This is a genomic window from Streptomyces sp. MGP-BFMKR1, from assembly GCF_057766585.1.
In genome coordinates this window covers 8,119,908-8,145,681 of record NZ_CM173408.1, presented here as the reverse complement: position 1 = coordinate 8,145,681, position 25,774 = coordinate 8,119,908, and the positions used below count along the sequence as shown (strand labels likewise).

Here is a 25,774-nt window from a genome sequence, read left to right as displayed (position 1 = left end):
GTTGTGCCGTGGCGGCCCGGTGTTCAGCGCGGCAGCGGGCCCGCGTCGGCCGCCGGTACCGGCCCGGCGCCGGCCTCCCCGGGCGTGGCGAGCAGGGCGGCGACGTCCGGCTCCGCCCAGTGGCCGGCCGCGCCGGAGCAGGCGGCCAGGTAGCGCGCCGTGCGGGCCACGCTCCAGCCGTGCGCCTCCCGCAGGCCGGCGGCCAGGTGGCGCAGGTACGGCCCGGAGGGTGCCAGCGGTGGCAGTTCGCCGACCCGCCACGGGGCGGTGAAGGTCACCAGGGGCAGGCCGTCCAGCGTGCCCGGACACACCAGCGTCTCGTACCGGCCGGGCCCCAACCTGGCCCGCCCGGCCGCCACCACCTCGGTCAGGTCCAGATCGCGGGCGCCGCCGGGGGCGCGGTACATCTCCTGGGCCGCGATGTCGGAGAACTGCGAGCGGGTCAGCAGGTAGGCGCGGGCGGCTATCTCACCGGCGGCGTCCGGGTCGTGGAAGGCCCGGCCCCCGCCCCAGCGGGGCGATCTCGTCGCGAAGTACAGGCAGCCGGGCAGCAGAACCGGCAGGCTGCGCCGCGGCGGGCTCGGATCGCGACAGCCGGCGTGCGCCACGGTCCCACCCGGCGGCACGCCGCCGCCGAGGTAGCAGGCCAGCCGTGCGGCGTGCAGGTTGGAGCCGTAGGCCACGTACCACAACCGGTCCCCGGTGAGGGTGGGGCCGGCCGCGCGGTCCGGGCGGCGCGGGGTGCTCACCCCGCCCATCCCATCAGGCCGCGTCGTGGAAGACCAGCCCGAGCGTGTGCCGGTGGCCCGAACGCACCAGGCTCACCCCGTGCCGCATCGGCGCGGTGGCGAAGCCCCGGGTGGAGCGCACCGGACGGTCCCGCGTGGTGAAGATCAACCCGTGGCCCTGCGGCAGCAGCGTCGCCGTGCCACGGGACTGGGCCCGGGGCCGCTGCTCGACCAGCAGGAACTCTCCGCCGGTGTAGTCGGTGCCCGGCTCGTCGAGGCCGATGACGACCTGGAGCGGGAAGACGAGGTCGCCGTACAGGTCGCGGTGGAGCGCGTTCCAGCCGCCCTTGCCGTACCGCAGCAGGATGGGCGTGGGCTTGGTCTGGCCGGCCGCGTGGCAGGCGTCGAGCCAGGCGTCGAGCGTCTCGGGCCAGGGGGCGGTGCGGCGCAGCTTGGTCGCCCAGTCCCGCGCGATGCGCAGCAGGTACGGGTAGAACGCGGCGCGCAGCGCGGCGACGGGCTCGGGTATCGGGTGGTCGAAGTACCGGTACTGGCCGAAGCCGAACCCGTAGCGGCCCATGTCGATCGTGGACCTGAACCGCTCCGGCTCGTCGTACCACGCGGCGATCTCTCGGCACTGGTCGCGGTCGAGGAGGCGCGGGGTCAGGGCGCTGCCGTGGGCGTTCATCTCCTCGGCGAGCGCGTCCCAGTCGGCGTCGTGGACGGCGGCGGTGAGGGGTGTCGTACTGGTCATCGGTGCTCCGGACGTCGGGGTCGGGCTGTGGTGCGCGGCGCGGCGCGGACCGCCCAAGGTGCCTGGCGGGTCGTGCGGGTGCGGGCTGGCCGGGCAGCATACGGGCAGGTCGGGGGCGTGATCACGGACAGGAGCGGGATCGGGCCACGGGGCGGAGTGGGGCGGTCGGGTCGAAACGAGCCATGGAGGCCACCGGGTGGTGCGGTCAGGCGTGGGAGGGTTGCCGCGCCGCCCACAGGTAGTGGGTCGCGTACGAACGCCACGGGCGCCAGGCGTCCCGCCCGTCCTCGGACGCCGCCCCCACATCGGCCCTGTGGTCGGCGTCGGCGTCGGCGTCGGCCAGCAGGACGTCGGGGTCGCCGAGGGCCCGCATGCGGATGTAGCCCGCGGTCCCGGGACCGATACCGGGCAGGGCGCGCAGGCCCCGCTCGGCCTCGACGCGGTCGGCGCCCGGGTCCAGGCTCAGGCTGCCGTCCGCCAGGGCGGTGGCAAGGGCCCGCAGCGCGTTCCGCCTCTCCGGCGACAGCTCCAGGTCGTCCAGCGGGGCGTCGGCCAACGCCTCGGCGCGGGGGAAGAAGTGGGTCAACCCGCCGCTGGCCGTCGGAAGCGCCTCGCCGTACGCCGCGACCAGCCCCTCCCGCGCCCGGCGTGCCCGCCGCGGCGTCGCGCCCTGGCCGATGACGGCGCGCACGGCGAGTTCGTGCGGGTCGGCAGAGCCGGGTGCGCGCAGCCCGGGGCGGGCGGTGACCAGCGGGCCGAGCCGTGGGCAGCCGCCGAGCCGCTCGGCGACGGCGTACGGGTCGGCGTCCAGGTCGAACAGCCGCCGCATCCGCTGGCTGGCCGTGGTGAGGTCGCGCAGTTCGCACAGGTGGAGCCGGCATTCCAGCCAGCCCTGGTCGACGGCCGACTCGCGCACCTCGGCGATGCCGCCCCCGCCCGGCAGCCGGAGCGTGCGCCGGTACAGCCGGGCGCCGGGCTCGCCCGTCACCTCCTCGACGCCGGGGATGTGCCACCGCTGGAGGTAGTCGAAGATCTCCCGGCCCGCGTACGCGCCCCGGTAGGCCAGCCGCAGGGGGATGCCGCGCGGCGTCCCGGGCACCGGTCCGGCCGGCGCCGCGAAGACGGCCTTCCCGGCGCCGGCCGCGAGCGGCGCCCGCCCGGACCGGACCGCGTCGGTGGCCCCGTCCCCGCCGCTCCAGGCGTCCTCGCGCGCCACCGAGCCGTAGCGCGCCGTGGCGCCCGGGCGGGCCAGGCGCAGGGCGGTGGGCGTGCTGGCGTAGATCTCGCGGATGGTGTCGTTGAACTGCCGCACGCTGGCGAAGCCGGCCGCGAAGGCGATGTCGGCCGCCTGCATGTGCGTCGTCTGGAGCAGGACCCGGGCCGTGTGGGCACGCTGCGCGCGGGCCAGGGCGACCGGGCCCGCGCCCAGTTCCGCGTTGAGCTGGCGCTGCACCTGGCGGGCGCTGTAGCCGAGGCGCACGGCGAGCCCCGCCACGCCCTCCCGGTCCACGACGCCGTCGCCGATCAGGCGCATGGCGCGGCCGACGACGTCGGCGCGGGCGTTCCACTCGGCCGAGCCGGGCACGGCGTCGGGGCGGCAGCGCCGGCACGCCCGGAAGCCGGCGCCCTGCGCGGCGGCGGCCGTCGCGAAGAACCGCACGTTCTTGCGCTTCGGCGTGACCGCGGGACAGCTCGGGCGGCAGTAGATGCCCGTGGTCGTCACGGCGAAGAAGAACTGGCCGTCGAACCGCGCGTCCCGGCTGCACACCGCTTCGTACCTGCTGTCCTCGTTCATCACGCCCTCCACTATGCGCGCCGGCCACGCGCCGGGCTGGCGGAAATCGGACGTCGCGTTCGGGGCGGGGTACACGGGGTACAGCGCGGCGGACGACGCGTTGGGGCGGGGCACGGCGCGGTAGGGCGGCCCGGCGCGGGCGCGGAGCCCGTCACCGTACGTCGGGCGCGCGGGCGGCGGGGGCCAGTCGATCCGTCCGGCCGCGCGCGACGGCCGGGCGCCGGCCGTCGCGCGGGGCCATGGGGTCACAGCACGTGGGCCCGGTACCGCCGCACCGTCTCCGCCAGCACCTCGGCACCCGAGCGCTCCCACAGCGCGGGGTTGAAGATCTCCACCTCGATCGGCCCGCGGTACCCGGCCGCGTCGACCACCTCGCGGAAGTGGCGCAACGGTACGCAGCCGTCGCCCAGTTGGCCCCGGCCGAGGAGCACGCCGGCGGGCAGCGGCGTGACCCAGTCGGCGACCTGGAAGGCCGCGATGCGCCCTCCTTCCCCGGCGCGGGCGAGCTGGGCGTCCACCGTGTCGTCCCACCACAGGTGGTAGGTGTCCACCACGACCCCCACCTGGTCGGCGGGGAAGCGCTCGGCGAGGTCGAGCGCCTGGGCGAGCGTGGAGACGACGCAGCGGTCCGCCGCGTACATCGGGTGCAGCGGTTCGACCGCGAGCCGCACCCCGCGTTCTGCCGCGTACGGCGCGAGGTCGGCCAGCGCGTCGGCGACCCGTTCGCGCGCGCCGAGCAGGTCGCGGCTGCCGGCCGGCAGGCCGCCGGAGACCAGCACCAGCGTCCGGGTGCCGAGGGTCGCGGCCTCGTCGATGGCCAGCCGGTTGTCGGCGAGCGCCGCCGCGCGCTCGGCCGGCTCCGCCGAGGTGAAGAAGCCGCCCCGACACAGGCTGGTCACCGCGAGGCCGGCGGCGCGCACGAGTCGGGCCGCCTGGCCCAGCCCGTACTCCTGGACCGGCGCGCGCCACAGGCCCACGCCCGGCACGTCCGCCGCCACGCAGCCCTCGACCAGTTCGGGCAGCGACCACTGGCGGATGGTCTGCTGGTTCAGGCTCAGCCGGTGCGGCTCGGCCGGGGCCCCGGCCCCGCGCGGGGCCGGGGCCGCGGCGGGGTCGTGCACACGGGCGGTGGGGGGCCGGGGGTCGTCGGCGGCGGGTCGCGCGGTCATGAGTCCACACCGTAGACGGCGAGCAGATGGCGCATGCGGGCCTCGGCGAGCGATGGATCGGGGAACAGACCGAGGTGGTCGGCGAGTTGGTAGGCCCGCGCGAGGTGGGGCAGCGAGCGCGCCGACTGGTGGCCGCCCACCATCGCGAAGTGCCGCTGGTGGCCGGCGAGCCAGGCGAGCAGTACCACGCCGGTCTTGTAGTGGCGGGTGGGCGGCTGGAAGAGGTGGCGGGCCAGGTCGACGGTCGGGTCGAGGAGGTCGTGAAAGCGCTTGCGCCCCGCGGGTCCGGCGTCCAGGGCCCGCACCGCGTCGGCGGCCAGCGGCGCCAGCGGGTCGAAGACCCCGAGCAGCGCGTCGCTGTGCCCGTGCGCGTCCCCGGCGATCAGCTCCGGGTAGTGGAAGTCGTCGCCTGTGTAGCAGCGCACGCCGGCCGGTAGCCGGCGGCGCAGCGCCACCTCGCGCGCGGCGTCGAGCAGCGAGACCTTGACGCCGTCGACCCGGTCCGGACGGGCGGCGATGACCTCAAGGAACGTCTCGCTCGCCCGGTCGAGGTCGGCGCTGCCCCAGTAACCGTCGAGCGCCGGGTCGAACATCGGGCCCAGCCAGTGCAGGATCACCGGCTCGGCGGCCTGGGTCAGCACGCGCTCGTACACCCGCAGGTAGTCGTCCGCGCCGCGCGCCAGCCCGGCCAGCGCACGCGAGGCCATCACGATGGCGCGCGACCCCGCCGCCTCCACTACGGCAAGCTGCTCCTCGTACGCGGCCACCACCTCGTCCAGCGAGCGCGCGGGGGCGGTCAGGTGGTCGGTCCCCACGCCGCAGGCGATCACGCCGCCCACGGCGCGGGCCTCGGCTGCGGAGCGGCGGATGAGTGCGGCGGCCTCGGGCCATCCCAGGCCCATGCCGCGTTGCGCCGTGTCCATGGCCTCGGCCACCCCGAGGCCGTGCGACCACAGGTGGCGTCGGAAGGCCAGCGTGGCCTCCCAGTCCACGGCGTCCGCCGCGCCCGCGCCGGCGGCGAGCGGATCGGCGACCACGTGCGCGGCGGCGAAGACGGCACGGGCCGACGGTCGATCCCGCCGCCGCCCCGGCGCGCCGCCCGCGTCCCCTCGCCGGCTTCCGGTGTGACCGCCGGAGGTGACGGAGGGCGCGGGCGTGGCGCGCGGGGTGTACGACCGCAACGCGCCGTCGGGGCCCGGGAGTCGGATCACCGCGCACCTCGCAGGGGCGGGCGCTCGACGAGCCGGGGGGCGCGGGCCGCGCGGTCGGGCGCTGCCGAGTGGGGCGGACTTGGCCGGTGGGGCGGACTTGGCCGGTGGGGCGGGGTTGGCCGGTGGGGCGCGGCGTGGCGGGCCGGCGGCGGGTGGGCCGGGCCGGAGCGGCGGGGGGTCACAGCTCCAGCTCCGGGACGGTCAGCCGGCGCCCCTCGGCCGATGAGCGCAGCCCGAGTTCGGCGAGTTGCACCCCGCGCGCGCCCGACAGGAGGTCCCACCGCCAGGGCTCGTCCAGCACCACGTGTCGCAGGAACAGCTCCCACTGCACCTTGAACCCGTTGTCGAACACCTCGTTGTCCGGCACCTCCTGCCACTGCTCGCGGAACGGCGCGGCGACCGGGACGTCCGGGTTCCACACGGGTCGCGGGGTGACGGACCGGTGTTGCACCCGGCAGCCGCGCAGCCCGGCGACGGCCGAGCCCTCGACCCCGTCGACCTGGAACTCCACCAGCTCCGGGCGGTCCACGCGCACCGCCCAGGAGGAGTTGATCTGCGCGACGATGCCCCCGTCGAGCTGGAAGACGCCGTACGCCGCGTCGTCCGCCGTGGCCTCGTACGGCCGGCCGTGCTCGTCCACGCGGTGCGGCAGGTGCGTGGCGACCTGCGCCTGCACGGTGCGTACGGGGCCGAACAGTTCGCGCAGCACGTACTCCCAGTGCGGGAACATGTCGCGCACGATGCCACCGCCGTCCGCGGTGCGGTAGTTCCACGAGGGGCGCTGCGCCGCCTGCCAGTCGCCCTCGAAGACCCAGTAGCCGAACTCCCCGCGCACCGACAGGACGCGGCCGAAGAACCCGCCGTCCAGCAGTCGGCGCAGCTTGCGCAGCCCGGGCAGGAACAGCTTGTCCTGCACCACGCCGTGCTTGACGCCGGCGGCGGTGGCGAGCCGGGCGACGTCGAGGGCGTCGTCGAGGTCGGCCGCCGTGGGCTTCTCGCAGTAGACGTGCTTCCCGGCGGCGATGGCCCGCCGCAGGGCGTCGGCGCGGGCCGAGGTGAGCTGCGCGTCGAAGTAGATGTCCACGCTCGGGTCGGCGAGCACGTCGTCAAGGCGCGTGGACCACCGGTCGAGGCCGTGCCGCTCGGCCAGCGCCCGCAGGGCCTGTTCGGAGCGGCCGACGAGGATCGGTTCCGGCCAGAGCACGGTGCCGTCCCCCAGTTCCAGGCCGCCCTGTTCGCGGAGGGCGAGGAGGGAGCGGACGAGGTGTTGGCGGTAACCCATGCGCCCGGTCACCCCGTTCATCGCGATCCGCACCGTGCGGCGCCGGCCGGCGGCGTCGGACCCGGGCTGGGATCGGGGTGCGGGACGGGGCGCGGACTGGGTGGCGGCCTGGGGTTGGGGTGCGGGCTGGGGTTGGGTCGCGGGCCGAGGGTGGGTTTCGGGCTGGGGGTGGGCAGCGGTCATCCGTCCTCCTTCCGGCTGCGCCGCGGGCGGCGGGCACGGGGCAGACGGCCGCGCCACGGCAGGCGCCTCCCGCCCCCGCCACCTGCGGCAGCAAGCGCTTTCCCCTGCACGGTAGCCCACCCACCGCGACGAGGGGCCGCGACGCACACCCCGGCAGGCCGCCGGGGCACCCCTCTCTTCGCGCCCGCCTCATCACCTGACTCACTCATCAGTTTCCAGCAAGCCCGCGAACCAGCCATTCACCTGGCAGTTGACCCACCCTCTTACGTCGCGGCGTTGTGATGATCTCAACACGCTGCTACGGTCGTCGGCCATGGAGGAACCCCCAGCACAGCGCGGCGACCACACCGTGGACACCGCGACCGACCCAGCCACCAGGGCCACCACGGCCGGCGCGTCGACCGAGGCGGTGAGCGCGACCGACGGCCATACCGTGCGGGCGCGCGTCGCCGAGGTGATCGACGGGCTCGGGTGCAGCCGCAGGGAGTTCGCCCGCCGGATCGTCATGGACCCGTCCAAGCTGTCCCGCTCGCTGGGCGGCACGCGTCGGTTCACCATCGCCGAGGTGGTCCGGATCGCCGACGCGGGCGGCGTCGACCCGGGCTGGTTGCTCGGCGGCCCGGGGCAGGCGCCCGCACGCGGGGCGTCCGTCGAGCGTCCCGCCGCGCGCACGGCGCGCGCGACCGTGCCGCCCGAGGGCCGTCCGTCGCAGATCGTCCGGGAGACGGTGCGGCTGATCGCCGAGCACGGCTTCCACACCGTACGGGTCAGCGACATCGCCGCGGCCTGCGGCACCAGCACGGCCGCCATCCACTACCACTACCCCGGGCGGGACGAACTGCTCGAGGCCGCCGTGCGGTGGTGCATGGACGAGGACATCGCGCGGCGGGCCGCCGAATCGTCCGAAAGCGCCGACGCGCGCACGGAGTTGCTGCGGTTGATCGCGCTCCAGACGCCGCGCACGGCGCAGCAGCGCAGACAGTGGCTGGTGTGGCTGGACCTGTGGGCGGAGGCGGCGCGCTCGACCGAGATCGGCCGCCTGCACGCCGACTTCTACCGCCAGTGGCGGGCCACCCTCGCCGACGTCCTGCGGCGCGGCCGTGCCCAGGGCGTCTTCCGCCCGGACCTGGACCCGGACGCCGCCGCCCTGCGGCTGGCCGCCCTCATCGACGGGCTCGCCACCCAGGTCCTGGCGAGCGCGCCGGAGGGCACCACGCCCGACGCCATGCACGCGGTGCTGACCGCGTTCGTCGACGACGAACTGACCGCCACCTGAACCGCGACACCCGACACACCCTCGCGTACGCCCGTACGCCACGGCACCCGACGTACGCCCCGCGCGACCGCACACCGCCCGCGCGCGAACCTCACACGCACGCACCCCACCCGTATCCGGGGCCGCCGCCCCCACTCACGAAGGGACAACACTCCGTGAACGAAGAGGTCATCATCACCTGCGCGCTCACCGGCGCGGGCGACACCGTGGGCCGTAGCCCGCACGTGCCGGTCACCCCGCGGCAGATCGCCGCGTCGGCGGTCGAGGCGGCGGAGGCCGGTGCGGCCGTGGTCCACGTCCACGTACGCGACCCGCAGAGCGGCGCGCCCTCGCGCGACCCGCGGCTCTACGCCGAGGTGGTCGAGCGGATCAAGGAGACCGGCACCGACGTCATCATCAACCTCACCGCGGGGATGGGCGGCGACCTGGTGATCGACCCGGAGCAGCCGTTGCGCCAGTTGCCGGGCACCGACCTGGTCAGCGGCCTGGACCGGCTGCCGCACGTGGAGCAACTGCTCCCGGACATCTGCACGCTCGACTGCGGTTCGCTCAACTTCGGCGACGGCAGCAACCTCTACGTCTCCACGCCCGACATGCTGCGCGCCGGCGCCAGGCGCATCCAGGAGCTGGGTGTACGACCGGAGTTGGAGATCTTCGACACCGGGCAGCTGTGGTTCGCCAAGCAGTTGCACGCGGAGGGCCTGCTCGACGACCCGACGGTCTTCCAACTGTGCATGGGCATCCCGTGGGGCGCCCCCGCCGACGTGGGCGTGCTGGCCTCGATGGTCAACATGCTGCCCGCCGGCGCCCAGTGGGCCAGCTTCGCGCTGGGTCGGATGCAGATGCCGTGGGTGGCGCAGGCCATCCTGCTCGGCGGCAACGTACGGGTCGGGCTTGAGGACAACCTGTACCTGAGTAAGGGGGTCAAGGCCACCAACGGTCAGCTCGTGGAGCGGGCGGTCAGCATCACCGAACTGCTCGGCGCCCGCGTGGCCACGCCCGACCAGGCCCGCGCCCGTCTCGGCCTCGCCCCCCGTGTCTAGCCGCGACCGGCACGCCCCCTCCCCCACCACCGTCCCCGTCCGTGAGGAGCCCGTCATGTCCCCCATCGCACCCGAGAACGTCCGCCGCGTCGCCTGCGTCGGCGCGGGAGTCATCGGCGGCGGCTGGGCGGCCCACTTCCTGGCCCGTGGCTACGACGTCACCGCCTGGGACCCCGCGCCGGACGCCGAGGCCCGGCTGCGCCGGCTCATCACCGCGGCCTGGCCCGCCGTGGAACAGCTCGGACTGGCCGACGGCGCGTCGCCGGACCGGCTGACCGTGACCGACACGCTCGAAGAGGCCGTGGCCGAGGCGCAGTTCGTCCAGGAGAGCGCGCCGGAGAAGCTGGAGCTGAAGCGGGACCTGCTGGCCGAGCTGGACGCGGCCACCGCCCCCGACGTGGTCATCGCCTCCTCCACCTCCGGCTACCCGATGACCGACATGCAGACCACGGCGGCGCGCCCGGGGCGCCTCGTGGTCGGGCATCCCTTCAACCCGCCGTACCTGATCCCGCTGGTGGAGGTCGTCGGCGGCGAGGCCACCGAGCGCTGGGCCGTGGACTGGGCGTCCGCGTTCTACACGGCGGCGGGCAAGTCCGTCATCACCATGGAGCGCGAGCTGCCCGGCTTCATCGCCAACCGGCTCCAGGAGGCCCTGTGGCGCGAGGCCCTGCACATGGTGGCCGCGGGCGAGGCGACGGTCGCCGACATCGACGCGTCCATCACCGAGGGCCCGGGGCTGCGCTGGGCGTTCATGGGCCCCTGCCTCACCTTCGCCCTCGCGGGCGGCGAGGGCGGCATGGCGCACATGCTCGACCACTTCGGTCCGTCGCTGAAGGCGCCGTGGACGCGGCTGGCCGCGCCTGAGCTGGATGACGCGCTGCGGTCGGCGATGGTGGACGGCTGTGCCGACGCCGCTGGCGAGCGCGGCCACGCCGACCTGGTGGCCGAGCGCGACCAGGGCGTCATCAACGTGCTACGGGCCACCGGCCGGCTGCCCCGGCGCGCCGGGGAGCAGGCGTGAGCGGGGCGCCGGGCCCGCTCCCACCGCACCGCGAGCCGGTCCGCGCCGAGTGGATCGACTACAACGGGCACCTCAGCGAGGCGTACTACGTGCTGGTCTTCGGGCACGCGACGGACGCGCTCATGGACGGGATCGGGTTGGACGCGGCCTACCGGCAGCGCACCGGGTGTTCGCTGTACACGGTCGAGGCGCACGTGCGGTACCTGCGCGAGGTGAGCGCGGGCAGCGAACTCACCGTGCGGACCCGGCCGTTGGGGGTCGATGCCGGAAAGGTGCGCTTCGTCCACGAGATGTACGCCGCCCCGACCGGCAGCTCCCCCGAGGCCGGGCTCACCGCCCCCGGGTCGGCGGGGACGGCTCCGGAGGGAGAACTCGTGGCGACGGAGGAACTCTTCGCGCTCCACGTCGACCAGCACACGGGGCGCTCCACTCCCCTGCCCGACCGCGCCCGGCACGAACTGGCGGCCCGCGTCGAAGCGTCTCCACCGTGGGCGGGGCGGGGCATCCGGCCGGTGGCCGGCGGCGCGGCAGTGGCGTCGGACCGCTGAGGGGCTGGTGCTCGGGGGCGTGATCGCGTCGGACGGGGCGCGCCGGCGGCGTCCGTGACCGCGATGCCCATGGCCGTCAGGGCGCGGTGGCCGCGTCCATCGCCCGGGTCAGCGCGGCGCGCCGCTGGGCCCTGCGCGGGTCCGCGCGCGCCGGGGCGCGCCGCGCGCCGTCAGGGTCGCGCCGATCCAGCGGCGCGGCCGTGTGCGACCACGCCCCGGCCAGGCCGACGGTCAGCGCCAGCACGTCCGCCGGGTCCAGCGCGGCCGTCACCACTCCGCGCGCCTGGGCGTCGGCGACGGCCTCGGTCGCGGGGTGGCAGTCGGCGATCCGGGCCGCCGTGGGCCCGGGTCGTTCCAGCAGCGCCCAGGCGATGAGCCGCGGCAGCGCCGGGTGCGCCGTCAGGTGGTCGAAGAGCGCGCCGGCGTAGCCGGGCAGGTCGTCGGCGGTGAAGGGCACCGCGTCGGCCAGTTGCCCGACGCCTCGGCGACCACGAGGTCGAACAGCTCGCACGTGTTGCCGAAGTACACGTAGAGCAGGCGCTTGTTGGCCTTCGCCGCCGCCGCGATCCGATCCACCCGCGCACCCGCGACCCCGTGCCGGGCGAACTCGGCACGGGCGGCGGCGAGCAGGCGGGCCTTCGTGGCCGTGGAATCCGGCGGCATTCCCCCACCATAGGGAACCCGCCAGCACGACGGCACGGTGGGCGAGCGACGCGTGACCCACTGTGCCGGCACGCGGCACGGTCCGCCCCGCGCGCGGCGGGCGCGGCGCGCTCAGCCGGGCGTGGCGTCCGCGCGGCGGGCGCCGGCGCCCCGCACCTCCAGGCTGCCGAGCAACTGCCTGGTCGCGTCCGTCACCGCGGCGACGGCCTCGTCGAACGCGACCCGGTTGTGCGCGGCCGGCGCCCGGAAGCCGGACACCTTGCGGACGTACTGCAGGGCGGCTGCCTGGATGTCTTCTTCGCTCACCTCGGGCATGACCGGGGGGCGGAGTGTCTTGATGCTTCGGCACATGCTTCCAGCGTAGGCCGGGGGTGTGACAACGCCCGTTCAGCCGGCCCACGCCGCCTCGGGCAGCGCGTCGAGGAAGCCGCCGACGACGCTGGCGAAGCCGGCCGGGTCGTCGTCGTGCACCCAGTGCCCGCAGTCGGGGAAGGTGTGCAGCGTGGCGCCCGGGCGCCGGTCGGCCATCTCTCGGGCCAGGTCGGTCGGCAGCACGAAGCTCCGGCCCCCGTGGATGAGCAGGGCCGGGCACGCGGAGCCGAGCCAGTCCGGCCACCAGTCGCCGACCGCCGCCCGCTGCGAGGCCATCATGGCGTCGAGGTCGAAGAGGAAGCCCCAGCCGTCCGGATACTCCACGGCGCTCTCCAGGAAGTAGCCGGCGTCCGGGATGCCCCGTTCGCGCACCCGCTCGCCGAGGGCGGCCAGCGTGGGCGCGCGGCGCGGCCACGCGCGCACGTCGAGCACGGGGTGCGGGACACGGGGCCGCCGGTTGTCCGCGCCGCCCTCCTCCACGACGAGCGCGCCGACCAACCCCGGTTCACGAGCGGCGAGTTGGAAGGCGGTGACGCCTCCCACCGAGTGCCCGACGACCGGCACGCGGCCCAGGTCGAGCACGCGCAGGAAGGCCGCGGCGTCGGCGACGTACGCCTCGCGCGTGAAGTCGCCCGCGTCGGCGCGCGGGTCGGCGCTGCGGCCGTGCCCGCGCTGCTCAAGGGCGATGACCCGGTAGCGCGGGGCCAGCGCGGCGATCAGCCCGGCGTACGCCCGCGCCCGGCCGAAGTGGCCGTGCAGCGCGAGTACGGGGCGACCGGGGCCGCCCGGGTCGAGGTAGCGCAGCGCGCGACCGCGGACGTCGGCGATCCGCTCGGTGGGCATGACGGCCTCCTGGTGCGGGCCCGGCGTGGGCCCTTCGGGCGAGGGGTGGGGTGGGTGGCGTGAGCGCCAGACCATTAACGTAACGTTCGTTTCCCTAACGCGCAACGCGCGCCCGCCACTGCTCACCCCTCGCCCCGCTCCCCCGATCTCCGCGCCGCCCCCGCGCAGGCCAGCGCCGCTGGCCGGCCTCGCGCCGGCCTAGGGTGGCTCGGAGCCCCGCCCGGCCCACCGGCCGCCGACCATCGGCGGCCGGTGGGCCGGCGCGGCCACCGCCCAGCCGACCGAGCCACCCGAGGAGCACATCGCATGGCCAGGCCGCGCGACCCCCAGCGCCGCACCGAGTTGCTGGACGCGATCATCGAGTACCTGGCCGAGCACGGCCTCGCCGGCCTGTCCATGCGCCCGCTGGCGCAGGCGCTCGGGCACAGCACCCGGGTCCTCACGCACCACTTCCGGGACAAGGACGACCTCGTCAACGCCGTCCTGATCCGGCTCGACGAGCGCCAGCGCGACCGGCTCAGCGCCTTTCCCGGCTGGGCGGAGGGGCGCAGCCTGGGCGCCGTCGTCCGGGCTTCCTGGGACTGGCACCTCACGGACGACTACCTGCCGGTGATCCGTCTGCTGCACGAGATCGAGGGCCTGGCGGCGGGCGGCCGGCTGCCCGGCTCCCAGGTGCCGGCGATGCTCACCCAGCGGACGGTGTTCGTCGCCGAGGCGCTGCGGGTGCACGGCGTTCCGGCGGAGACCGCGGAGCGGCGCGCCACCCTGCTGAACGCCGCGTACGCGGGGCTCCAGATCGACTACCTCACCACCGGCGACGAGGCACGCGTGCGGGCGGCCCTGGAGGATCTGATCGCGCTGGCCGACGCCTGGACCCGCCCCTGACGCTGGCCGCCTCCGCCCACTGCGGCAGCGGGCGGAGGCGGCCAGCGGGCGGCGTACGCCGGCGGGCCGGGGCCGCGTCGGCGCGGCCCCGGCCCGCCCGGGCTCAGCGGCGCTGTCGGCCGCCACGGACCGAGGACGCCTCCCGCTCCGCGAGCGGCCCGCGCGGCCGACGTACGACGGGCACGGAGCCGCGCTCCGCGCCGGCCACCGCGTCCGCGCCGCAGCCGATGTCGACGCCCCACCCGGTGGCGGGGAGCACCGGCAGGCCGCGCCCGCAGGCCGCGTCCCGTACGCCCGTCGCGTCGGCCTCGGCCCGTGGCCGGTTGGTGGTGGTCGGGGCCGCGTCACGCACGGCCTCGCGGGCGAGCGCGGCCAGCTCCCGGCGGTCGCGCGCCGCCGAGGCCGGGATGGCCGGATGGACCTGGACGCGGGCCGTGACGCCGTCGGCGCTCATGACACGGCGTAGCGAGCTGCCGAAGTCGTCGTCGCCGACGAAGGCGGCCACCGTGCTCAGGGCGTGGTGTTGGAAGTAGCCCAGGGTCACCGGGCGCACCGGGGCGCCGGCGTCGATCGCCGCCTGGAAGGTGGCCCGGCGGAAGTCGCCGGTCGTCCCGGCGCACCAGGTGGCGCCCTGCGGGAAGACCATGACCGAGCGTCCGCCGCGCAGCAACCCGGCGATCTCGTCCACCGTTCGGGGCAGTCCACGCATGCTGTCGCGGTCGATGAACCGGGTGCCGGCGCGCCTGGTCAGGGTGCCGACCAGCGGCCAGTCGCCGACCTCGCGCTTGGCCAGCATGGTCACCGGCTCCACCGCGAGCAGGGCGATGACGTCGAGCCAGGAGATGTGGTTGGCCACGACCAGCGTCCCCACACCGCCCGTACCGCCCGCACCAGCCGTGGCGTTCGGCCCGGTCGGCGCGGTCGGTGCGCTCAGCGGTCCGCCGAGGTGTTCCACGCGGACGCCGATGGCCGCCAGGATGGCCTGGGCGTGGGCGCGTACGGCGGCCGGGTCGGACAGGGCCTCGCCCGCCGCCAGGGCGCTGAGCACGCGGCGGGCGAAGGCCATCGAGCGGCGGGTGGCGCGCGCCGCCGTGACCCGGGCCGCGGCGTGGGCGACGCAGCGCTGGTCACAGGGCGAGCTGGGGGCCCAGGCGTTCACTGGGCGTCGCCGAGGAAGTAGCGGCGGTATCGGTCGTTCATCTGCTCGGTGTCCAAGACGACGAAGAAGTCGGCGTCGTCGAAGTCCCGCTCGTGATGCGGGGCGCCGCACATCCACGCGCCGACCCGCAGGTAGCCGCGGAGCAGGGGCGGCAGGTCGGCGTAGCTGGGCTTGGTGTTCAGGGCCGCGGGGGGCGTCCACGGGTCGCGCGGCTGGACGCGCAACTCGGGCGGCGCGGTGTGCCGGGCGGTGCCGAGCAACCAGGCGTTGCTGGCGGCCCCGCCGCCGTCGGCGAGCGAGACGGAGGCGCAGCCCGCGAGGTAGCGGTGTCCGGAGAGCAGCACGTAGCGGGCGAGTCCGGCCCACATCAGGTTGATCACCGCGCCGGAGCGGTGGTCGGGGTGCACGCAGGCGCGGCCCGCCTCGACCAGCGAGGAGCGCACGTCCAGCGGCAGTCCGCGCAGGTCGAACTCGCCCTCCGAGAAGAGTCGTTCGGTGCGCCCGGGCGGCAGCAGCCGGTAGGTGCCGACGATCTCGCCGGTGGCCTTGTCGCTGACGATCAGGTGGTCCATCACGGCGTCGAACTCGTCGACGTCGAGCCCGGCGGCGTGCGACGCGAGCTTGGCGCCCTTCTCCTCGCCGAAGACCTGGTACCGCAGCCGCTGTGCGGCCTCGATCTGCTGCCGCGTGTCCGCGATGGCGGTGATGTAGGAGTCGGTGGCCGCCGTTACGGTGGACGTCGAGAGCGTAGGCATTCCTGGTCTCCGTTCAGGGGGAATTCAGCAGCGTCGGCAGTCTCGGTCGGCAATTGTTTGCTGCCCGGCTATGTATCGTTCTTTCGCGCGTCGGTAGAATGCCCCGCTCGCCGGCGGCCCGGGTGACGACCTTGGGCAGGCATTTCTCTGGCGCTCGCCAGTATTCCGACGCACGCGAAAGTCGCAGTGTCCGTGCGGTGATTCGCATGCTGCCAAGTGATGACGAAGACGGAACGCCAGGGGCCACACCCCGCCGCCGGCGAGGTGTGGCCCGAGCCCCACGAAAGGGCGTATTCCCCCGCATGTCACCCGCCGCTTCGGCCGCGTCGCGGAACGCGGAATCGTCGCGCTCCCAGGCGACGGAGAAGCGAACTCGCGCGGATCACGGGTTCGTTCGCGACCGAACTCCCGGTTGTCGCGGGAATGTCACCGCTTCCCGTGTCCGAGGGAAATCATTCATTGGCCGGCGATTCGCTGGGGAATATCTTGGTAATGATCCTCCCGTCGCGGGTGAGGTAACCGTAGAGCATCCCGGGACTGCTGTGCGGGGCGTCGAACGTGCCCTTACCGTCCAGGGCGATCACTCCGCCGTCGCCGCCGAGTTGGGGCAATTGCTTGATCAGTACCTGGTACGCGGCCTGGGCCACGCCCAGCCGGCTGTATTCCATGAGGTGGGCGATGGTGGCGGTGGCCGCGCCACGGATGAACACCTCGCCGTGCCCGGTCGCGCTCGCCGCGACCGTACCGTCCTTCGCGTACGTGCCGGCGCCGATCAGCGGCGAGTCGCCGACCCGGCCCGGCATCTTGTTGGTCATGCCTCCCGTGGAGGTCGCGGCGGCCAGGTGGTGCCGGCCGTCCAGGGCCACGGCGCCGACGGTGCCCTTGGTCGAGTCGGCGCCCTTCGCCCCGGTGCCCTTCGCACCGGCGCTCTCGTCGCCGCCCCGACCGTCGCGCGCGCCCCGCTCCTTCTCCTTGGCGGCCATGAGCTGGTCCCAGCGGCGCTGCGTCCAGTAGTAGTCCTGGGTGACGGTGGGCAGGCCGGCTCGGGCGGCGAAGTCGTCGGCGCCCTCGCCGGCGAGCAGCACGTGCCGGGTCCGGTCCATGACCAGGCGGGCGGCCGAGATGGGATTGCGCACGCTGCGTGCGCCGGCGACGGCGCCCGCGGCCTGGTCGGAGCCGCGCATGATGGAGGCGTCCAACTCGTGCCCGGCGTCCGCGGTGAACACCGCCCCCTTGCCGGCGTTGAACAGTGCGTTGTCCTCAAGGACGCGCACGGCGGCCTCGACCGCCGCCACGCTGTCGCCGCCCCGGCGCAGGACGCGCTGGCCGGCGCGGAGCGCGTCGGTGAGGCCGGCGCGGTAGGCGCGCTCCTCGGCGGGGCTGGTGTGGTCGGGGTCGAGGGCGGTGCCGGCGCCGCCGTGGACGGCGAGCACGACGTCGTGCGCCTCGGGCTGCCCGGGCCCGCCGCGTTCGGCGGAGCGGGCGGCGACCCGCTCGGCCGCGGGCGCGGACGTCCCCGCCGAACTGGGCACGGCGCTGGTGAGCGAGGCGGTGAGCGCGACGGCCGCGGCGAACACGGTCGTCATCCGCACCCGCGAGGGAAGTCGCCTCCGCAGGGATCGCGAACGCATTGCCTGTCCTCTCGTCGCAAGGCCGTGGGCCGCGGCCAGCGCGCCGAGCGGGACCGGCGCACTGGCGCGCCACGGATGTCCCCTCAGCTCTGCCCATCCCCACCCCCGTTGTCCCCTCAGCTCCCGCGCGAGAGCGCGCGTCGGCGGGTGAGCCCGGGTGAGTCGGGCGGCGGCGCATGGGACGGCACGGCGACGCGCCGTACGTCGAGCGGCACGGCCGGCGGCGCTCGCGGCGGGTCCCGGCGCGCACCGCAGGCCCGCCGGGACCCGACCGACCGAGCGAGCGCGCGCGGCGCCACGCGCCGCGCGCCAGCACCCCGCGCGGCCGTCAGGGACGGGCGTGCGCGTCGTCCGCCAGCGCGCGCCGCACCTGTTCCGCGACGCCCACCATGGCGCCGCGGCGCGGGTGGTAGGAGGCGGCGGCGAGCGGGTCGGTGTCCTTGCCCTGAATCCACGCCTGGTCACCGGGCGCGCAGGCGTCGTGGCCGAGCGAGGTGCCGTACGTGTCGACGTACTGGGCCGCCCCGTCCCGCTCGGCGGCGTCCGCCATCGAGGTGTTCAGCGCCCGCTCGACGGCGTCGAGCCAGCGCAGGTCCCCGTCGGCGAACGGCAGGATCGCGGGGCAGGCGCCGCTCGGTGGCGCGATGCGCGGATAGCCGACGAGCACCACGTGCGCCCGCGGCGCGCGCTCGTGGACGGCCCGCAGGATGGTCGAGACCCGCTCCGAGACCCGGCGCGCGTGGTCGATCAGGGTGTCCACGCCGTCCACCGTGTAGTGCCGCTGGCACGGGTTGCCGGTGGGGTCCTGCGGGCGCAGTTCGGGGCAGGTCCTGGTGAGTTCGCCGAAGATGCCGAAGTCGTTGCCGCCGATGCTGAGCGTGACCAGGTCGGTCTGTCGGGTCAGCGGGTCGAGTTGCGGCGGGTTGACGCCGCCCAGCGGCACGGACTGCGGCCGGGTCATGTGCGTGGTGTCGGCGCCGCCGCAGCTCATGTCCGTGAACGAGCGGACGCGCAGGTCGCGGGCGAGCAGCGCGGGATAGTTGGCGGTGGACCGGAAGCAGCCGAGCGGGTCAAGCCGCATGAGGGGGATGAGCGGCCCGGAGACGTAGGAGTCGCCGAGCGCCACGTAGCGGCTGTAGCGCGCGTCGCGGTCGCCGGCGGGCGCCGCGGCCGGCCCGTCGGGGGCCGCCGACGCGGTGCCGGGCGCGAGGGTGAGGGCGCAGGCGGCGGCCAGCGCGCCGGCGACCGCGAGCGCGGCGCCCCGCGCAGGGCCCGGCCGCTCCTCGGCGCCGCCCGATGCCGGGCTCCCGCGCCCGGGCAGCAGCCGGCCGATCCCGCCCCGGGGGACGAGCCCCACGCGACCGGAGCGCCACGCGCCGGGGGCGCCGGTAGCACCGGCTAAGCGACGAAGACGGGGACGGGCCGAGTGCGCTGCGCGGTCTTGCCGTACGTGCCGTAGAACCATGGTGACCTCACCCGAGTTGACGTGGCCGGTACGGAGCCACCGGGGCCCGTGCGGGCGGGTCGGCGAGCGAGGCGGCCCGGTCGCGCGGTGGGCCCCGGCGCGCCGGTCCGGCGCCCGGCCGGGCGCGCGCCGATCGACCGGTGGCGGCCGGCGAGCGCCGGCGCCCTGGTGCCTCGTCTCATGCCGCTCGCCTCGACACAGGGCGTGCCGGTGTCGAGCTGACGTAGGGAGTGCCGGTGTCGAGCTACGGAAGTGCGCGGTGCGGGTGGTGCGGGAGGTGCGGGAGTGCGGGTGGCCCCGCCGCGCCGCCCCCCGGTCGCCACGGGGGTGGCCGGTGGCGGCGCGCCGATGCGGTACGGACGGTGCCTGGTGGTGCGTGCGGTCGTACGCGCTGGCGCGCGAGGCTCGCCCGCCACCCGGGGCCCCACGAGGGGAACCATCCCTCACAGAGTTGCCCGCTTTCGACGAGGCATCAACAGTCCGACGTGGCCTCGACTGTGCGGATTCCACGCCGATATCGGGCACATGCCGTGACGGCCCGCCGCGACCGGCGACGGAGCACCGGCGGGCGGCCGAGAGCGGCGACGGGAACGGGCGGCAGGGGCGGCGAGGCGGTCGGGAGGAGTGGGCGCGCTCGGCGCTAGCCGGCCCGGCGGGTCATCGCGCCGCTGGCCGCGGCCGGTCGGTGGTGCCCGACGTGGGTGAGGGCCTGCTCGATGAGCGTGGCCACGTGGTCGTCGTGGAGGGAGTACAGGACCCGGCGCCCCTCGCGGTGCCCGGCGACGAGCCCGAGGTGGCGCAGCATGCGCAGGTGGTTGGAGACGGTGTTCTGCTCCATGCCGACTTCGGCGGCGAGTTCGCCGACCGGGCAGGAGGATCGCAGCAGCCGGTCCAGGATCTGTACGCGCGCGGGCGAGGCCAGCGCCTGCATGACTTCGGCCACGGCGAAAGCCTGCTCCTGAGAGATCAGTTCGCCTGCGTTCCCTCGTCCCATAACGCAAATGGTACCGGTAATCATGTGACTGGCCCGAGGCCGATCGTGGCCGAATCCATCCATGACATATCACGACGTCATGATATTTTGAGCTCATGATTTCGAGGGACGATTGCGCCGGCGCGGACACGCTGCGCCTCGACATCACCGATCTAATCCCCGGCCCGCCCGCAGCCTGTGAGCCGTGCGTCGAGCGCGTCGTCATCTCACTCGGGCGGAGCAAGGCCATCGACACCGCGCACCGGGCCCCCCGTGACGCCCGCGCGGCCGGGACGGTGTGCGTGCACTTCGACGCCGCCGCCCTCGGCGCGGAGGAGGTACGCCAGGCGGCGCGTACGGTCGGCGCCCGCACCGGGTGCGCGCACGGCGACCGCGGCACGGCGGGCCGACGCGCCCCCGAGGGGCCTCCGCCGCCCCCGGCCGCGGGCCCCGACGGCGCGCGTGCCACGGCCGTGGCCGCGAGGCCGCCGACCGAGGCCGACGCGCTCGCCACGCCACCGCCCGGCGTGTCGCACGCCGAACCCCCCGCCGGATCCGCGGTCGAGGTCCCCGTCGGAGCCCCCGCCAGGCCGCACGGCCAGGACCCGGCCCACGGCGGCACCCGGGCGCACCGGCGGGATCACCAGCACGGCCACGACCACGACCACGGCCCGTTCGGGGAGCGTGCCGAGTTGGTCTTCGCGCTCCTGTCCGGCGTGGCCTATCTGACCGGGCTGCTGCTCGGGCTCGCCACCGACGCACCGGAGCCGGCCTCCCTCGTCTGCTACCTCGCCGCCTACGCCTTCGGCGGGTTCTTCACGGTGCGCGAGGCGGTCAGCACGATCAGGGCCGGCCGGTTCGAGGTCGACTTCCTGATGCTGGTGGCCGCCGTGGGCGCCGGGGCGATCGGCAGGTGGGCCGAGGGCGCGGTGCTGCTGTTCCTGTTCAGCCTCGGGCACGCGCTGGAGGAGTACGCGATGGGGCGCGCCCGGCGCTCCATCGAGGCGCTGGCCGACCTCACCCCGGCCACGGCGCTGTTGCGTTCGGGCGAGCGCGTCACCGAGGTGCCCGTCGAGCGCCTGTCGCCGGGCGACACGGTGCTGGTCAGGCCGCACACCAGAGTGCCGGCCGACGGCTTCGTCCGCGATGGCGAGGGCTCCGTGGACCAGGCCGCGGTCACCGGCGAGAGCCTGCCCGCCGACAAGGTGCCCGTCGCCGACCCGCTGGCGGCGCTGCGCGACCCGGCCGCCATCGCCCCGGACAGCCGGGTCTTCGCCGGGACCGTCAACGGCGCGGGCGCGTTGGAGGTGACCGTCACCAGCCGGGCCGAGGACAACACGCTGGCCCGCGTGGTGGCGATGGTGCGGGACGCGGAGAACCGGCAGTCGCCGACGCAGGCGTTCACCGCGCGCTTCCAGCGGATCTTCGTGCCCGCCGTGATCGGCACCGTGCTCGCGCTGCTCGGCGCCGGCCTGGTGGTGGACGAGCCGTTCACCGCCTCGCTCTACCGCGCGATGGCCGTGCTGGTCGCGGCCAGCCCCTGCGCCCTGGCCATCGCCACACCGGCCGCCGTGCTCAGCGCCGTGGCCCGGGCGGCCCGCAGCGGCGTGTTGATCAAGGGGGGCGGGCCGCTGGAGGAGTTGGGAAGGCTGACGGCCGTCGCGTTCGACAAGACGGGCACCCTCACCGAGGGCCGCCCTCGCCTGACGGACGTGGCCCCGGCGCCCGGCGTGTCGGAGCGCGAGTTGCTCACCACGGCGCTGGCCGTGGAGCGGCTCAGCGACCACCCGCTGGCCCGGGCGATCGTGCGCGATCTCGACGCCCGGCTCGGCGACGCGCCCGTGCCGACCGCCCACTCCCTGCGGGCGGTGACCGGGCGCGGCGTCCTCGCGCGCCTGGACGGCGTGCCGGTGGCGATCGGCAGCCCGGCGTTCTTCCCCGCGGGCGGGCGGGCGCGCCCGGAGCCGGCGGAGCCGTCCGGGCCACCCCTGCCTGTCGAACTCCGCGCCAAAGCAAGAGAGTTGGAGACAGCGGGGCGTACGACGATGGTCGTGCGGCACGGCGCGCGCTACCTGGGGGTCATCGGCGTCATGGACACCCCGCGGCCCGAGGCGGCGGCCGTCGTGGCGCGGCTGCGCGGGCTCGGCATCCGGCGCGCCGTGATGATCTCCGGGGACAACCAGCGGGTGGCCGACGCGGTGGCGGCACGGGTGGGCCTCGACGACGCGTGGGGCGACCTGCTGCCGGCGGACAAGGTGGCGGCGGTTCGGCGGCTGCGCGCCGACGAGCACCGCACCGCCATGGTCGGCGACGGTGTCAACGACGCGCCGGCGATGGCCCACGCGACGGTGGGCATCGCGATGGGCGCGGCCGGCTCGGCGGTGGCCCTGGAGAGCGCGGACATCGCCCTGATGTCGGACGGGTTGGACAAGTTGCCGCTGGCCACCGGCCTCAGCCGGCGCACCAGCGCGGTGATCAGGCAGAACCTGCTGTTGAGCCTCGGCATCGTCGCGGTCCTGGTGCCCGCCACGGTGCTCGGTCTGGGCATCGGGCCAGCCGTCCTGGTCCATGAGGGCTCCACACTGCTCGTGGTCGCCAACGCGCTACGGCTGTTGCGCTACCCGGAGCACGCCTGACGCCCCACGCCGAGCCGGGCGCCCAGCGGGCGACAGGCGACGGGCGAGAGCGCGCGACGGTGGCCCGACTCCGGGTTCGGAGCCGGGCCACCGCACCGCGCCACGCGGGGTCAGGCGCGTCCCGTGGTCAGGGCGCTACGGGTTCAGCGCGCCGCCTTGAGGAACGAGCCCTTGTCGAAGGCCGTGAGGCCATTGGCCCACAACTGGTTGACGCGGGCCGACTCCTGCGCGTTCGGGTTGGGGTTCCGGCACGAGGGGCCGGGGCCGCCACCGGACATCAGCTCGCTGCACGGACCCGAGTAGTGGTCCGGCAGGCCGAGCACGTGGCCGGTCTCGTGCGAGGTGACGCGGGTCGAGTCGTACTGCTGGTTCTGCCGGTAGTCGAGGAAGATGTAACCGCGACCGTGACCGTTGGTGCTGGCGTACGAGCCGCGCGGGTCGTTGCCCTCGCGGTACTCGAAGTCGTAGCTGCCCGAGCCCTCGCGCAACTGCACGTTGCGCACGGCGCTGTTCCAGATCTGGGTGCTGCGGGCGATCTGGGAGGCGAAGGTGGGTGCTCGTCTCGCGCTGTACGTCACGGTGACGGCGGCGGCGCCGGTCTTGGCCTGCTTGGCCTTGGCCGACTTCATGACGGCCTCGAAGAACGCCTTCGTCGCCGCCCGGTCCTCGCCCGAACCCTCGTACGCCGCGATGCTCGCGGCGGTGCTGACCTGGGACTCCGCCTTCGCGGGCGAGGCCGATGCGGTGGCCGGCAGGGTGGCGACCGCGGTGGCCAGGCCGAGGCCCAGCGAAGCCGTCAGAAATATCCTGGAGCGTTGCATGGGGGGTACTCCATTTCCGACCCGAAGCGCAGACCAACCGCTCGGATAGCGGTGAAAGCGCTCCGGATACAGCTCAGTTGTGGCCCTGAGTCTCGGGGAGAATTCCGCGCGCGTGGAGCATGTCACTTGCCGATAGCGCGATGTAATGGACCGCATAGGCGGCACACACGGACAAGTGCCGGCATGGGGTGACACGGCCGTACCTCACCCGCGAGCGCTCAGCGGACGGCGGCGGCGGACGGCGGTCAACGGGGCGGGCTCACTCCGCGACGCCAGCCTTCGGCCCGGCCGACCGGCTCTCCATGGCCGCCGGTTCGGTGAGCGTGTACGACAGGGCCCAACAGGCGATGGGCATCGACACCAGCGAGGCGAGCGCCCAGCGCAGCGAGGTGGCCTCGGCCAGGGCGCCGACCAGCGGGCTGGCGATGCCACCGATGCTCACGGCGAGCCCGAGCGTGACGCCGCTCGCGGTGCCGACCCGGCGCGGGAGGTAGTCCTGCCCCAGGGTGACGTGCAGCGAGAAGGGCACGTAGAGCGCGACGGCGGTCGCCGCGACAAAGCCGTACACCAGCGGCCCGGGCGCGAAGGGGATGCCCGCCACGGACGGGACGGCCACCGCGTACGCGACGCGCAGCGTCCGCACCCGGCCCCAGCGCGCGGCCAGCCGGCCGCCGAGCAGGGTGCCGATCGCGCCCCCGCCGAAGAGGATGAACAGGGCCGCCGCGCCGGCCGTGTCGCCGGCATCCAGGTGGTGGCGCACGTACAGCGAGATGAACGCGCTCAGCCCCACGTACGCGATCGACCGGCAGATCACGACCGCCGAAAGGCGCAGGAACAGCGGCCAGTCGTCCTCGCCCGCCCGCTCCTTGGCCGCGCCGGTACCGGCGCCGTCCCAGCCGGCCCGGCCGCGGGTCCACAGCACCAGGGCGACGCCGATGACGGCGGGGACGATCAGCAGCGGCGTGGCCGAAAGCCCGCCGACGGCCAGTACGGGGGTCACGAGGACCGGGGCGAGCGCCCAGCCGATGTTGCCGCCGAGCGAGAACCAGCTCATGCCGATGTGGCTGCCCGCCGTCACCGCGCGCGCCATCCGGGCGGCCTCGGGGTGGTAGGCGGCCACGCCGAGGCCGGAGAGCGCGACCGCGGTCCAGGTCAGCGCGTACACGTCGGTGAGCCCGGACAGGGCGATGCCGAGCCCGGCCGCCGCGATGCCGCCCGGGATCAGCCACGGCATGGGCCTGCGGTCGGTCAGGGCCCCGAAGGCGGGCTGGACCACGGAGGACAGCAGCGTGGCGGCGAGCACGATGCCCGAGACCCCCACGTACCCGTAGTGGCGCTCGGCCACCAGGAAGGGCACCAGGGCGAGCACGGCGCCCTGGTAGACGTCGTTGCAGGCGTGCGCCACGGCAAGCAGGCCAATGGCCGACGGGCGTCGGCCGGTGCGCGGGAGACGTGTCATGGGATCGATCATCGATGGGCAAAAGGTGGCCTGCTTCCGATAAAATGCCAACCAATGTCGGAGATCCGCCACACCCCCCGCGCCTCCACCGCCGTGCGCAGGCTCCCGCCCGGGTTCGGTGTCGGGGCGCACCACCACGACGACCACCAGATCATCTACGCGGGGCGCGGCGTGCTCTCCGTGACGACCGACGCGGGCAGTTGGGTCGCCCCGGCGACCAGCGCGTTGTGGGTCCCGGCCGGCACCGTGCACGAGCCCCGCGCCTGGGGCGAGACCGATCTGCACACCGTGGGGCTGCCCGCCACGGTGAACCCGCTGCGCCTCGACCGGCCCGCCGTGATCGCCGTCGGGCCGCTGCTGCGCGAGCTGATCCTGGAGTACACGCGCGACCCGGCCGACGGCGGCCCGGAGCGGCGGCGCCTGCTGCGCGTCCTGCTCGACCAGCTCCGGCACTCGCCGCGACGCCCCATCCACCTGCCGACGGCGCGCGACCCCCGACTGGCCGCGGTGTGCGCGCTGCTGGCCGACGACCCGTCCGACGGCCGCACGCTGACCGCGCTGGGAGCGGCGGTGGGGGCGAGCGACCGCACGCTGGCCCGGCTGTTCCGCGCCGAGATGGGCATGACCTTCCCGCAGTGGCGCACCCAACTCCGCCTGCACCGCGCGCTGTTGCTGCTCGCGGAGGGCATGCCGGTGACGGCGGTGGCGCACCGGTGCGGCTGGGCCTCCGCGAGCGCCTTCATCGACGTCTTCCGGCGGACCCTCGGCCATACGCCGGGCGCGCGGAAGCTCCCGTACGACTGACCCGCGCACCGCGCACGCGCCGGCGCGACTCGCCCCTGACGCCTCCACCTCGCCACGGCTCAGGGCGGGTTCGGGGAAACCTGGACGTGTAAGCATCTCGATAGTGCGACGGGCCAAGGGCGTGGAGTGCGGACCGCACTGCTCTCTGGCGCTGGCGTGGCTCGGGGACGCCGATGACCCGCCGGGCTGGCGCCTTCGGCTCGGCGGCCAGCGGCGCCAGGGACGGCCGGGCGCGCCCCGCGGGCAAGCGAAGACCGGTGGGGCGGGCCGTAAGCACGGCCCGCCCCACCGGTCATCC

24 protein-coding genes are annotated in these 25,774 nt (G+C 75.3%); 7 read left to right on the top strand and 17 right to left on the bottom strand.

The annotated features are described in order from the left end of the window. Positions 1–23: 23 nt before the first annotated feature. The 6 genes from AC3CHW_RS32545 to AC3CHW_RS32520 form a co-directional block, all read right to left on the bottom strand. Positions 24–749, bottom strand: a complete 726-nt coding sequence (locus AC3CHW_RS32545; protein ID WP_488468864.1) for a histone deacetylase — start codon at positions 747–749, stop codon at positions 24–26. Between the two features lie 13 nt (positions 750–762). Continuing rightward, complete coding sequence (locus AC3CHW_RS32540) at positions 763–1,482, bottom strand: 2OG-Fe(II) oxygenase (protein ID WP_187063062.1); 720 nt, start codon at positions 1,480–1,482, stop codon at positions 763–765. Positions 1,483–1,687: 205 nt separating this feature from the next. Then, complete coding sequence (locus tag AC3CHW_RS32535; RefSeq protein WP_488468863.1) at positions 1,688–3,277, bottom strand: DNA-3-methyladenine glycosylase 2 family protein; 1,590 nt, start codon at positions 3,275–3,277, stop codon at positions 1,688–1,690. 245 nt (positions 3,278–3,522) lie between these two features. Beyond that, positions 3,523–4,446 (bottom strand): sugar phosphate isomerase/epimerase family protein, encoded by a 924-nt coding sequence (locus tag AC3CHW_RS32530; protein ID WP_488468862.1) that lies wholly within the window; start codon positions 4,444–4,446, stop codon positions 3,523–3,525. Then, entirely contained in the window at positions 4,443–5,657 is a 1,215-nt protein-coding gene (locus AC3CHW_RS32525) for a dihydrodipicolinate synthase family protein (RefSeq protein WP_488468861.1), read from the bottom strand. The genes AC3CHW_RS32530 and AC3CHW_RS32525 overlap by 4 nt, the downstream gene beginning before the upstream one ends. Before the next feature lie 178 nt (positions 5,658–5,835). Beyond that, a complete protein-coding gene (locus AC3CHW_RS32520) occupies positions 5,836–6,960 on the bottom strand; it encodes a Gfo/Idh/MocA family protein (RefSeq protein WP_488471247.1) in 1,125 nt (374 codons plus the stop codon). 475 nt (positions 6,961–7,435) lie between these two features. Here AC3CHW_RS32520 and AC3CHW_RS32515 point away from each other — a divergent pair, with 475 nt between their 5' ends. From AC3CHW_RS32515 to AC3CHW_RS32500, 4 genes are all read left to right on the top strand, one after another. After that, positions 7,436–8,398 carry a TetR/AcrR family transcriptional regulator gene (locus AC3CHW_RS32515; RefSeq protein ID WP_488468860.1) on the top strand — a complete coding sequence of 321 codons (963 nt, stop codon included), beginning with the start codon at positions 7,436–7,438 and terminating at the stop codon, positions 8,396–8,398. Between the two features lie 155 nt (positions 8,399–8,553). Beyond that, a complete protein-coding gene (locus tag AC3CHW_RS32510) occupies positions 8,554–9,441 on the top strand; it encodes a beta-keto acid cleavage family enzyme (protein ID WP_488468859.1) in 888 nt (295 codons plus the stop codon). Positions 9,442–9,496: 55 nt separating this feature from the next. Then, positions 9,497–10,462 (top strand): 3-hydroxyacyl-CoA dehydrogenase NAD-binding domain-containing protein, encoded by a 966-nt coding sequence (locus tag AC3CHW_RS32505; RefSeq protein ID WP_488468858.1) that lies wholly within the window; start codon positions 9,497–9,499, stop codon positions 10,460–10,462. Continuing rightward, the gene (locus tag AC3CHW_RS32500) at positions 10,459–11,010 is read left to right on the top strand and encodes a thioesterase family protein (protein ID WP_488468857.1); all 552 of its coding nucleotides are present in this window, start codon (positions 10,459–10,461) and stop codon (positions 11,008–11,010) included. The genes AC3CHW_RS32505 and AC3CHW_RS32500 overlap by 4 nt, the downstream gene beginning before the upstream one ends. Positions 11,011–11,086: 76 nt before the next feature. Here AC3CHW_RS32500 and AC3CHW_RS32495 read toward each other — a convergent pair whose 3' ends face one another. The 4 genes from AC3CHW_RS32495 to AC3CHW_RS32480 form a co-directional block, all read right to left on the bottom strand. Then, positions 11,087–11,467 (bottom strand): hypothetical protein, encoded by a 381-nt coding sequence (locus AC3CHW_RS32495; protein ID WP_488468856.1) that lies wholly within the window; start codon positions 11,465–11,467, stop codon positions 11,087–11,089. Next, on the bottom strand, positions 11,410–11,673 hold the full coding sequence (locus AC3CHW_RS32490) for a TetR/AcrR family transcriptional regulator (protein WP_488468855.1): 264 nt from the start codon (positions 11,671–11,673) through the stop codon (positions 11,410–11,412). Before AC3CHW_RS32490 ends, AC3CHW_RS32495 begins: the two co-directional genes overlap by 58 nt. Positions 11,674–11,784: 111 nt before the next feature. Beyond that, positions 11,785–12,024 carry a DUF2277 domain-containing protein gene (locus AC3CHW_RS32485; protein ID WP_176160203.1) on the bottom strand — a complete coding sequence of 80 codons (240 nt, stop codon included), beginning with the start codon at positions 12,022–12,024 and terminating at the stop codon, positions 11,785–11,787. A gap of 36 nt (positions 12,025–12,060) precedes the next feature. Next, complete coding sequence (locus AC3CHW_RS32480; RefSeq protein WP_459246686.1) at positions 12,061–12,888, bottom strand: alpha/beta fold hydrolase; 828 nt, start codon at positions 12,886–12,888, stop codon at positions 12,061–12,063. 306 nt (positions 12,889–13,194) lie between these two features. On the opposite strand from AC3CHW_RS32480, the gene AC3CHW_RS32475 reads away from it, so the two are divergent. Beyond that, positions 13,195–13,773: a TetR/AcrR family transcriptional regulator gene (locus AC3CHW_RS32475; protein ID WP_488468854.1), complete on the top strand. Its 579-nt coding sequence runs from the start codon at positions 13,195–13,197 to the stop codon at positions 13,771–13,773. Between the two features lie 103 nt (positions 13,774–13,876). Here AC3CHW_RS32475 and AC3CHW_RS32470 read toward each other — a convergent pair whose 3' ends face one another. From AC3CHW_RS32470 to AC3CHW_RS32450, 5 genes are all read right to left on the bottom strand, one after another. Then, positions 13,877–14,932 (bottom strand): lysophospholipid acyltransferase family protein, encoded by a 1,056-nt coding sequence (locus AC3CHW_RS32470; RefSeq protein WP_488468853.1) that lies wholly within the window; start codon positions 14,930–14,932, stop codon positions 13,877–13,879. Then, on the bottom strand, positions 14,929–15,687 hold the full coding sequence (locus tag AC3CHW_RS32465; RefSeq protein WP_176160206.1) for a GNAT family N-acetyltransferase: 759 nt from the start codon (positions 15,685–15,687) through the stop codon (positions 14,929–14,931). The genes AC3CHW_RS32470 and AC3CHW_RS32465 overlap by 4 nt, the downstream gene beginning before the upstream one ends. A 452-nt stretch (positions 15,688–16,139) precedes the next feature. After that, positions 16,140–17,318 (bottom strand): isoaspartyl peptidase/L-asparaginase family protein, encoded by a 1,179-nt coding sequence (locus AC3CHW_RS32460; protein WP_488468852.1) that lies wholly within the window; start codon positions 17,316–17,318, stop codon positions 16,140–16,142. Positions 17,319–17,646: 328 nt separating this feature from the next. Beyond that, complete coding sequence (locus tag AC3CHW_RS32455; protein WP_488468851.1) at positions 17,647–18,675, bottom strand: SGNH/GDSL hydrolase family protein; 1,029 nt, start codon at positions 18,673–18,675, stop codon at positions 17,647–17,649. A 748-nt stretch (positions 18,676–19,423) separates the two neighbouring features. Continuing rightward, complete coding sequence (locus tag AC3CHW_RS32450; RefSeq protein ID WP_176160209.1) at positions 19,424–19,777, bottom strand: ArsR/SmtB family transcription factor; 354 nt, start codon at positions 19,775–19,777, stop codon at positions 19,424–19,426. A 95-nt stretch (positions 19,778–19,872) separates the two neighbouring features. Between AC3CHW_RS32450 and AC3CHW_RS32445 the strand changes: the two genes are divergently transcribed. Beyond that, on the top strand, positions 19,873–22,392 hold the full coding sequence (locus tag AC3CHW_RS32445; protein WP_488468850.1) for a heavy metal translocating P-type ATPase: 2,520 nt from the start codon (positions 19,873–19,875) through the stop codon (positions 22,390–22,392). Between the two features lie 143 nt (positions 22,393–22,535). On the opposite strand, the gene snpA is transcribed toward AC3CHW_RS32445, so the two are convergent. Both snpA and AC3CHW_RS32435 read right to left on the bottom strand, forming a co-directional pair. Beyond that, positions 22,536–23,213 carry a snapalysin gene (gene snpA / locus AC3CHW_RS32440; protein WP_187064654.1) on the bottom strand — a complete coding sequence of 226 codons (678 nt, stop codon included), beginning with the start codon at positions 23,211–23,213 and terminating at the stop codon, positions 22,536–22,538. A gap of 259 nt (positions 23,214–23,472) precedes the next feature. Further along, positions 23,473–24,672: an MFS transporter gene (locus AC3CHW_RS32435; protein WP_488468849.1), complete on the bottom strand. Its 1,200-nt coding sequence runs from the start codon at positions 24,670–24,672 to the stop codon at positions 23,473–23,475. Positions 24,673–24,726: 54 nt separating this feature from the next. Between AC3CHW_RS32435 and AC3CHW_RS32430 the strand changes: the two genes are divergently transcribed. Beyond that, positions 24,727–25,476: an AraC family transcriptional regulator gene (locus tag AC3CHW_RS32430; protein WP_459246692.1), complete on the top strand. Its 750-nt coding sequence runs from the start codon at positions 24,727–24,729 to the stop codon at positions 25,474–25,476. Positions 25,477–25,774: the final 298 nt, after the last annotated feature.

Excerpts from the sequence above, each read along its gene's own strand:
- AC3CHW_RS32540 (WP_187063062.1), bottom strand. The coding sequence starts at position 1,482 with ATGACCAGTACGACACCCCTCACCGCCGCCGTCCACGACGCCGACTGG.
- AC3CHW_RS32535 (WP_488468863.1), bottom strand. The coding sequence starts at position 3,277 with ATGAACGAGGACAGCAGGTACGAAGCGGTGTGCAGCCGGGACGCGCGG.
- AC3CHW_RS32530 (WP_488468862.1), bottom strand. The coding sequence starts at position 4,446 with ATGACCGCGCGACCCGCCGCCGACGACCCCCGGCCCCCCACCGCCCGT.
- AC3CHW_RS32520 (WP_488471247.1), bottom strand. The coding sequence starts at position 6,960 with ATGAACGGGGTGACCGGGCGCATGGGTTACCGCCAACACCTCGTCCGC.
- AC3CHW_RS32515 (WP_488468860.1), top strand. The coding sequence starts at position 7,436 with ATGGAGGAACCCCCAGCACAGCGCGGCGACCACACCGTGGACACCGCG.
- AC3CHW_RS32505 (WP_488468858.1), top strand. The coding sequence starts at position 9,497 with ATGTCCCCCATCGCACCCGAGAACGTCCGCCGCGTCGCCTGCGTCGGC.
- AC3CHW_RS32490 (WP_488468855.1), bottom strand. The coding sequence starts at position 11,673 with ATGCCGCCGGATTCCACGGCCACGAAGGCCCGCCTGCTCGCCGCCGCC.
- AC3CHW_RS32485 (WP_176160203.1), bottom strand. The coding sequence starts at position 12,024 with ATGTGCCGAAGCATCAAGACACTCCGCCCCCCGGTCATGCCCGAGGTG.
- AC3CHW_RS32480 (WP_459246686.1), bottom strand. The coding sequence starts at position 12,888 with ATGCCCACCGAGCGGATCGCCGACGTCCGCGGTCGCGCGCTGCGCTAC.
- AC3CHW_RS32475 (WP_488468854.1), top strand. The coding sequence starts at position 13,195 with ATGGCCAGGCCGCGCGACCCCCAGCGCCGCACCGAGTTGCTGGACGCG.
- AC3CHW_RS32465 (WP_176160206.1), bottom strand. The coding sequence starts at position 15,687 with ATGCCTACGCTCTCGACGTCCACCGTAACGGCGGCCACCGACTCCTAC.
- AC3CHW_RS32460 (WP_488468852.1), bottom strand. The coding sequence starts at position 17,318 with ATGCGTTCGCGATCCCTGCGGAGGCGACTTCCCTCGCGGGTGCGGATG.
- AC3CHW_RS32450 (WP_176160209.1), bottom strand. The coding sequence starts at position 19,777 with ATGGGACGAGGGAACGCAGGCGAACTGATCTCTCAGGAGCAGGCTTTC.
- AC3CHW_RS32445 (WP_488468850.1), top strand. The coding sequence starts at position 19,873 with ATGATTTCGAGGGACGATTGCGCCGGCGCGGACACGCTGCGCCTCGAC.
- snpA (WP_187064654.1), bottom strand. The coding sequence starts at position 23,213 with ATGCAACGCTCCAGGATATTTCTGACGGCTTCGCTGGGCCTCGGCCTG.
- AC3CHW_RS32435 (WP_488468849.1), bottom strand. The coding sequence starts at position 24,672 with ATGACACGTCTCCCGCGCACCGGCCGACGCCCGTCGGCCATTGGCCTG.
- AC3CHW_RS32430 (WP_459246692.1), top strand. The coding sequence starts at position 24,727 with ATGTCGGAGATCCGCCACACCCCCCGCGCCTCCACCGCCGTGCGCAGG.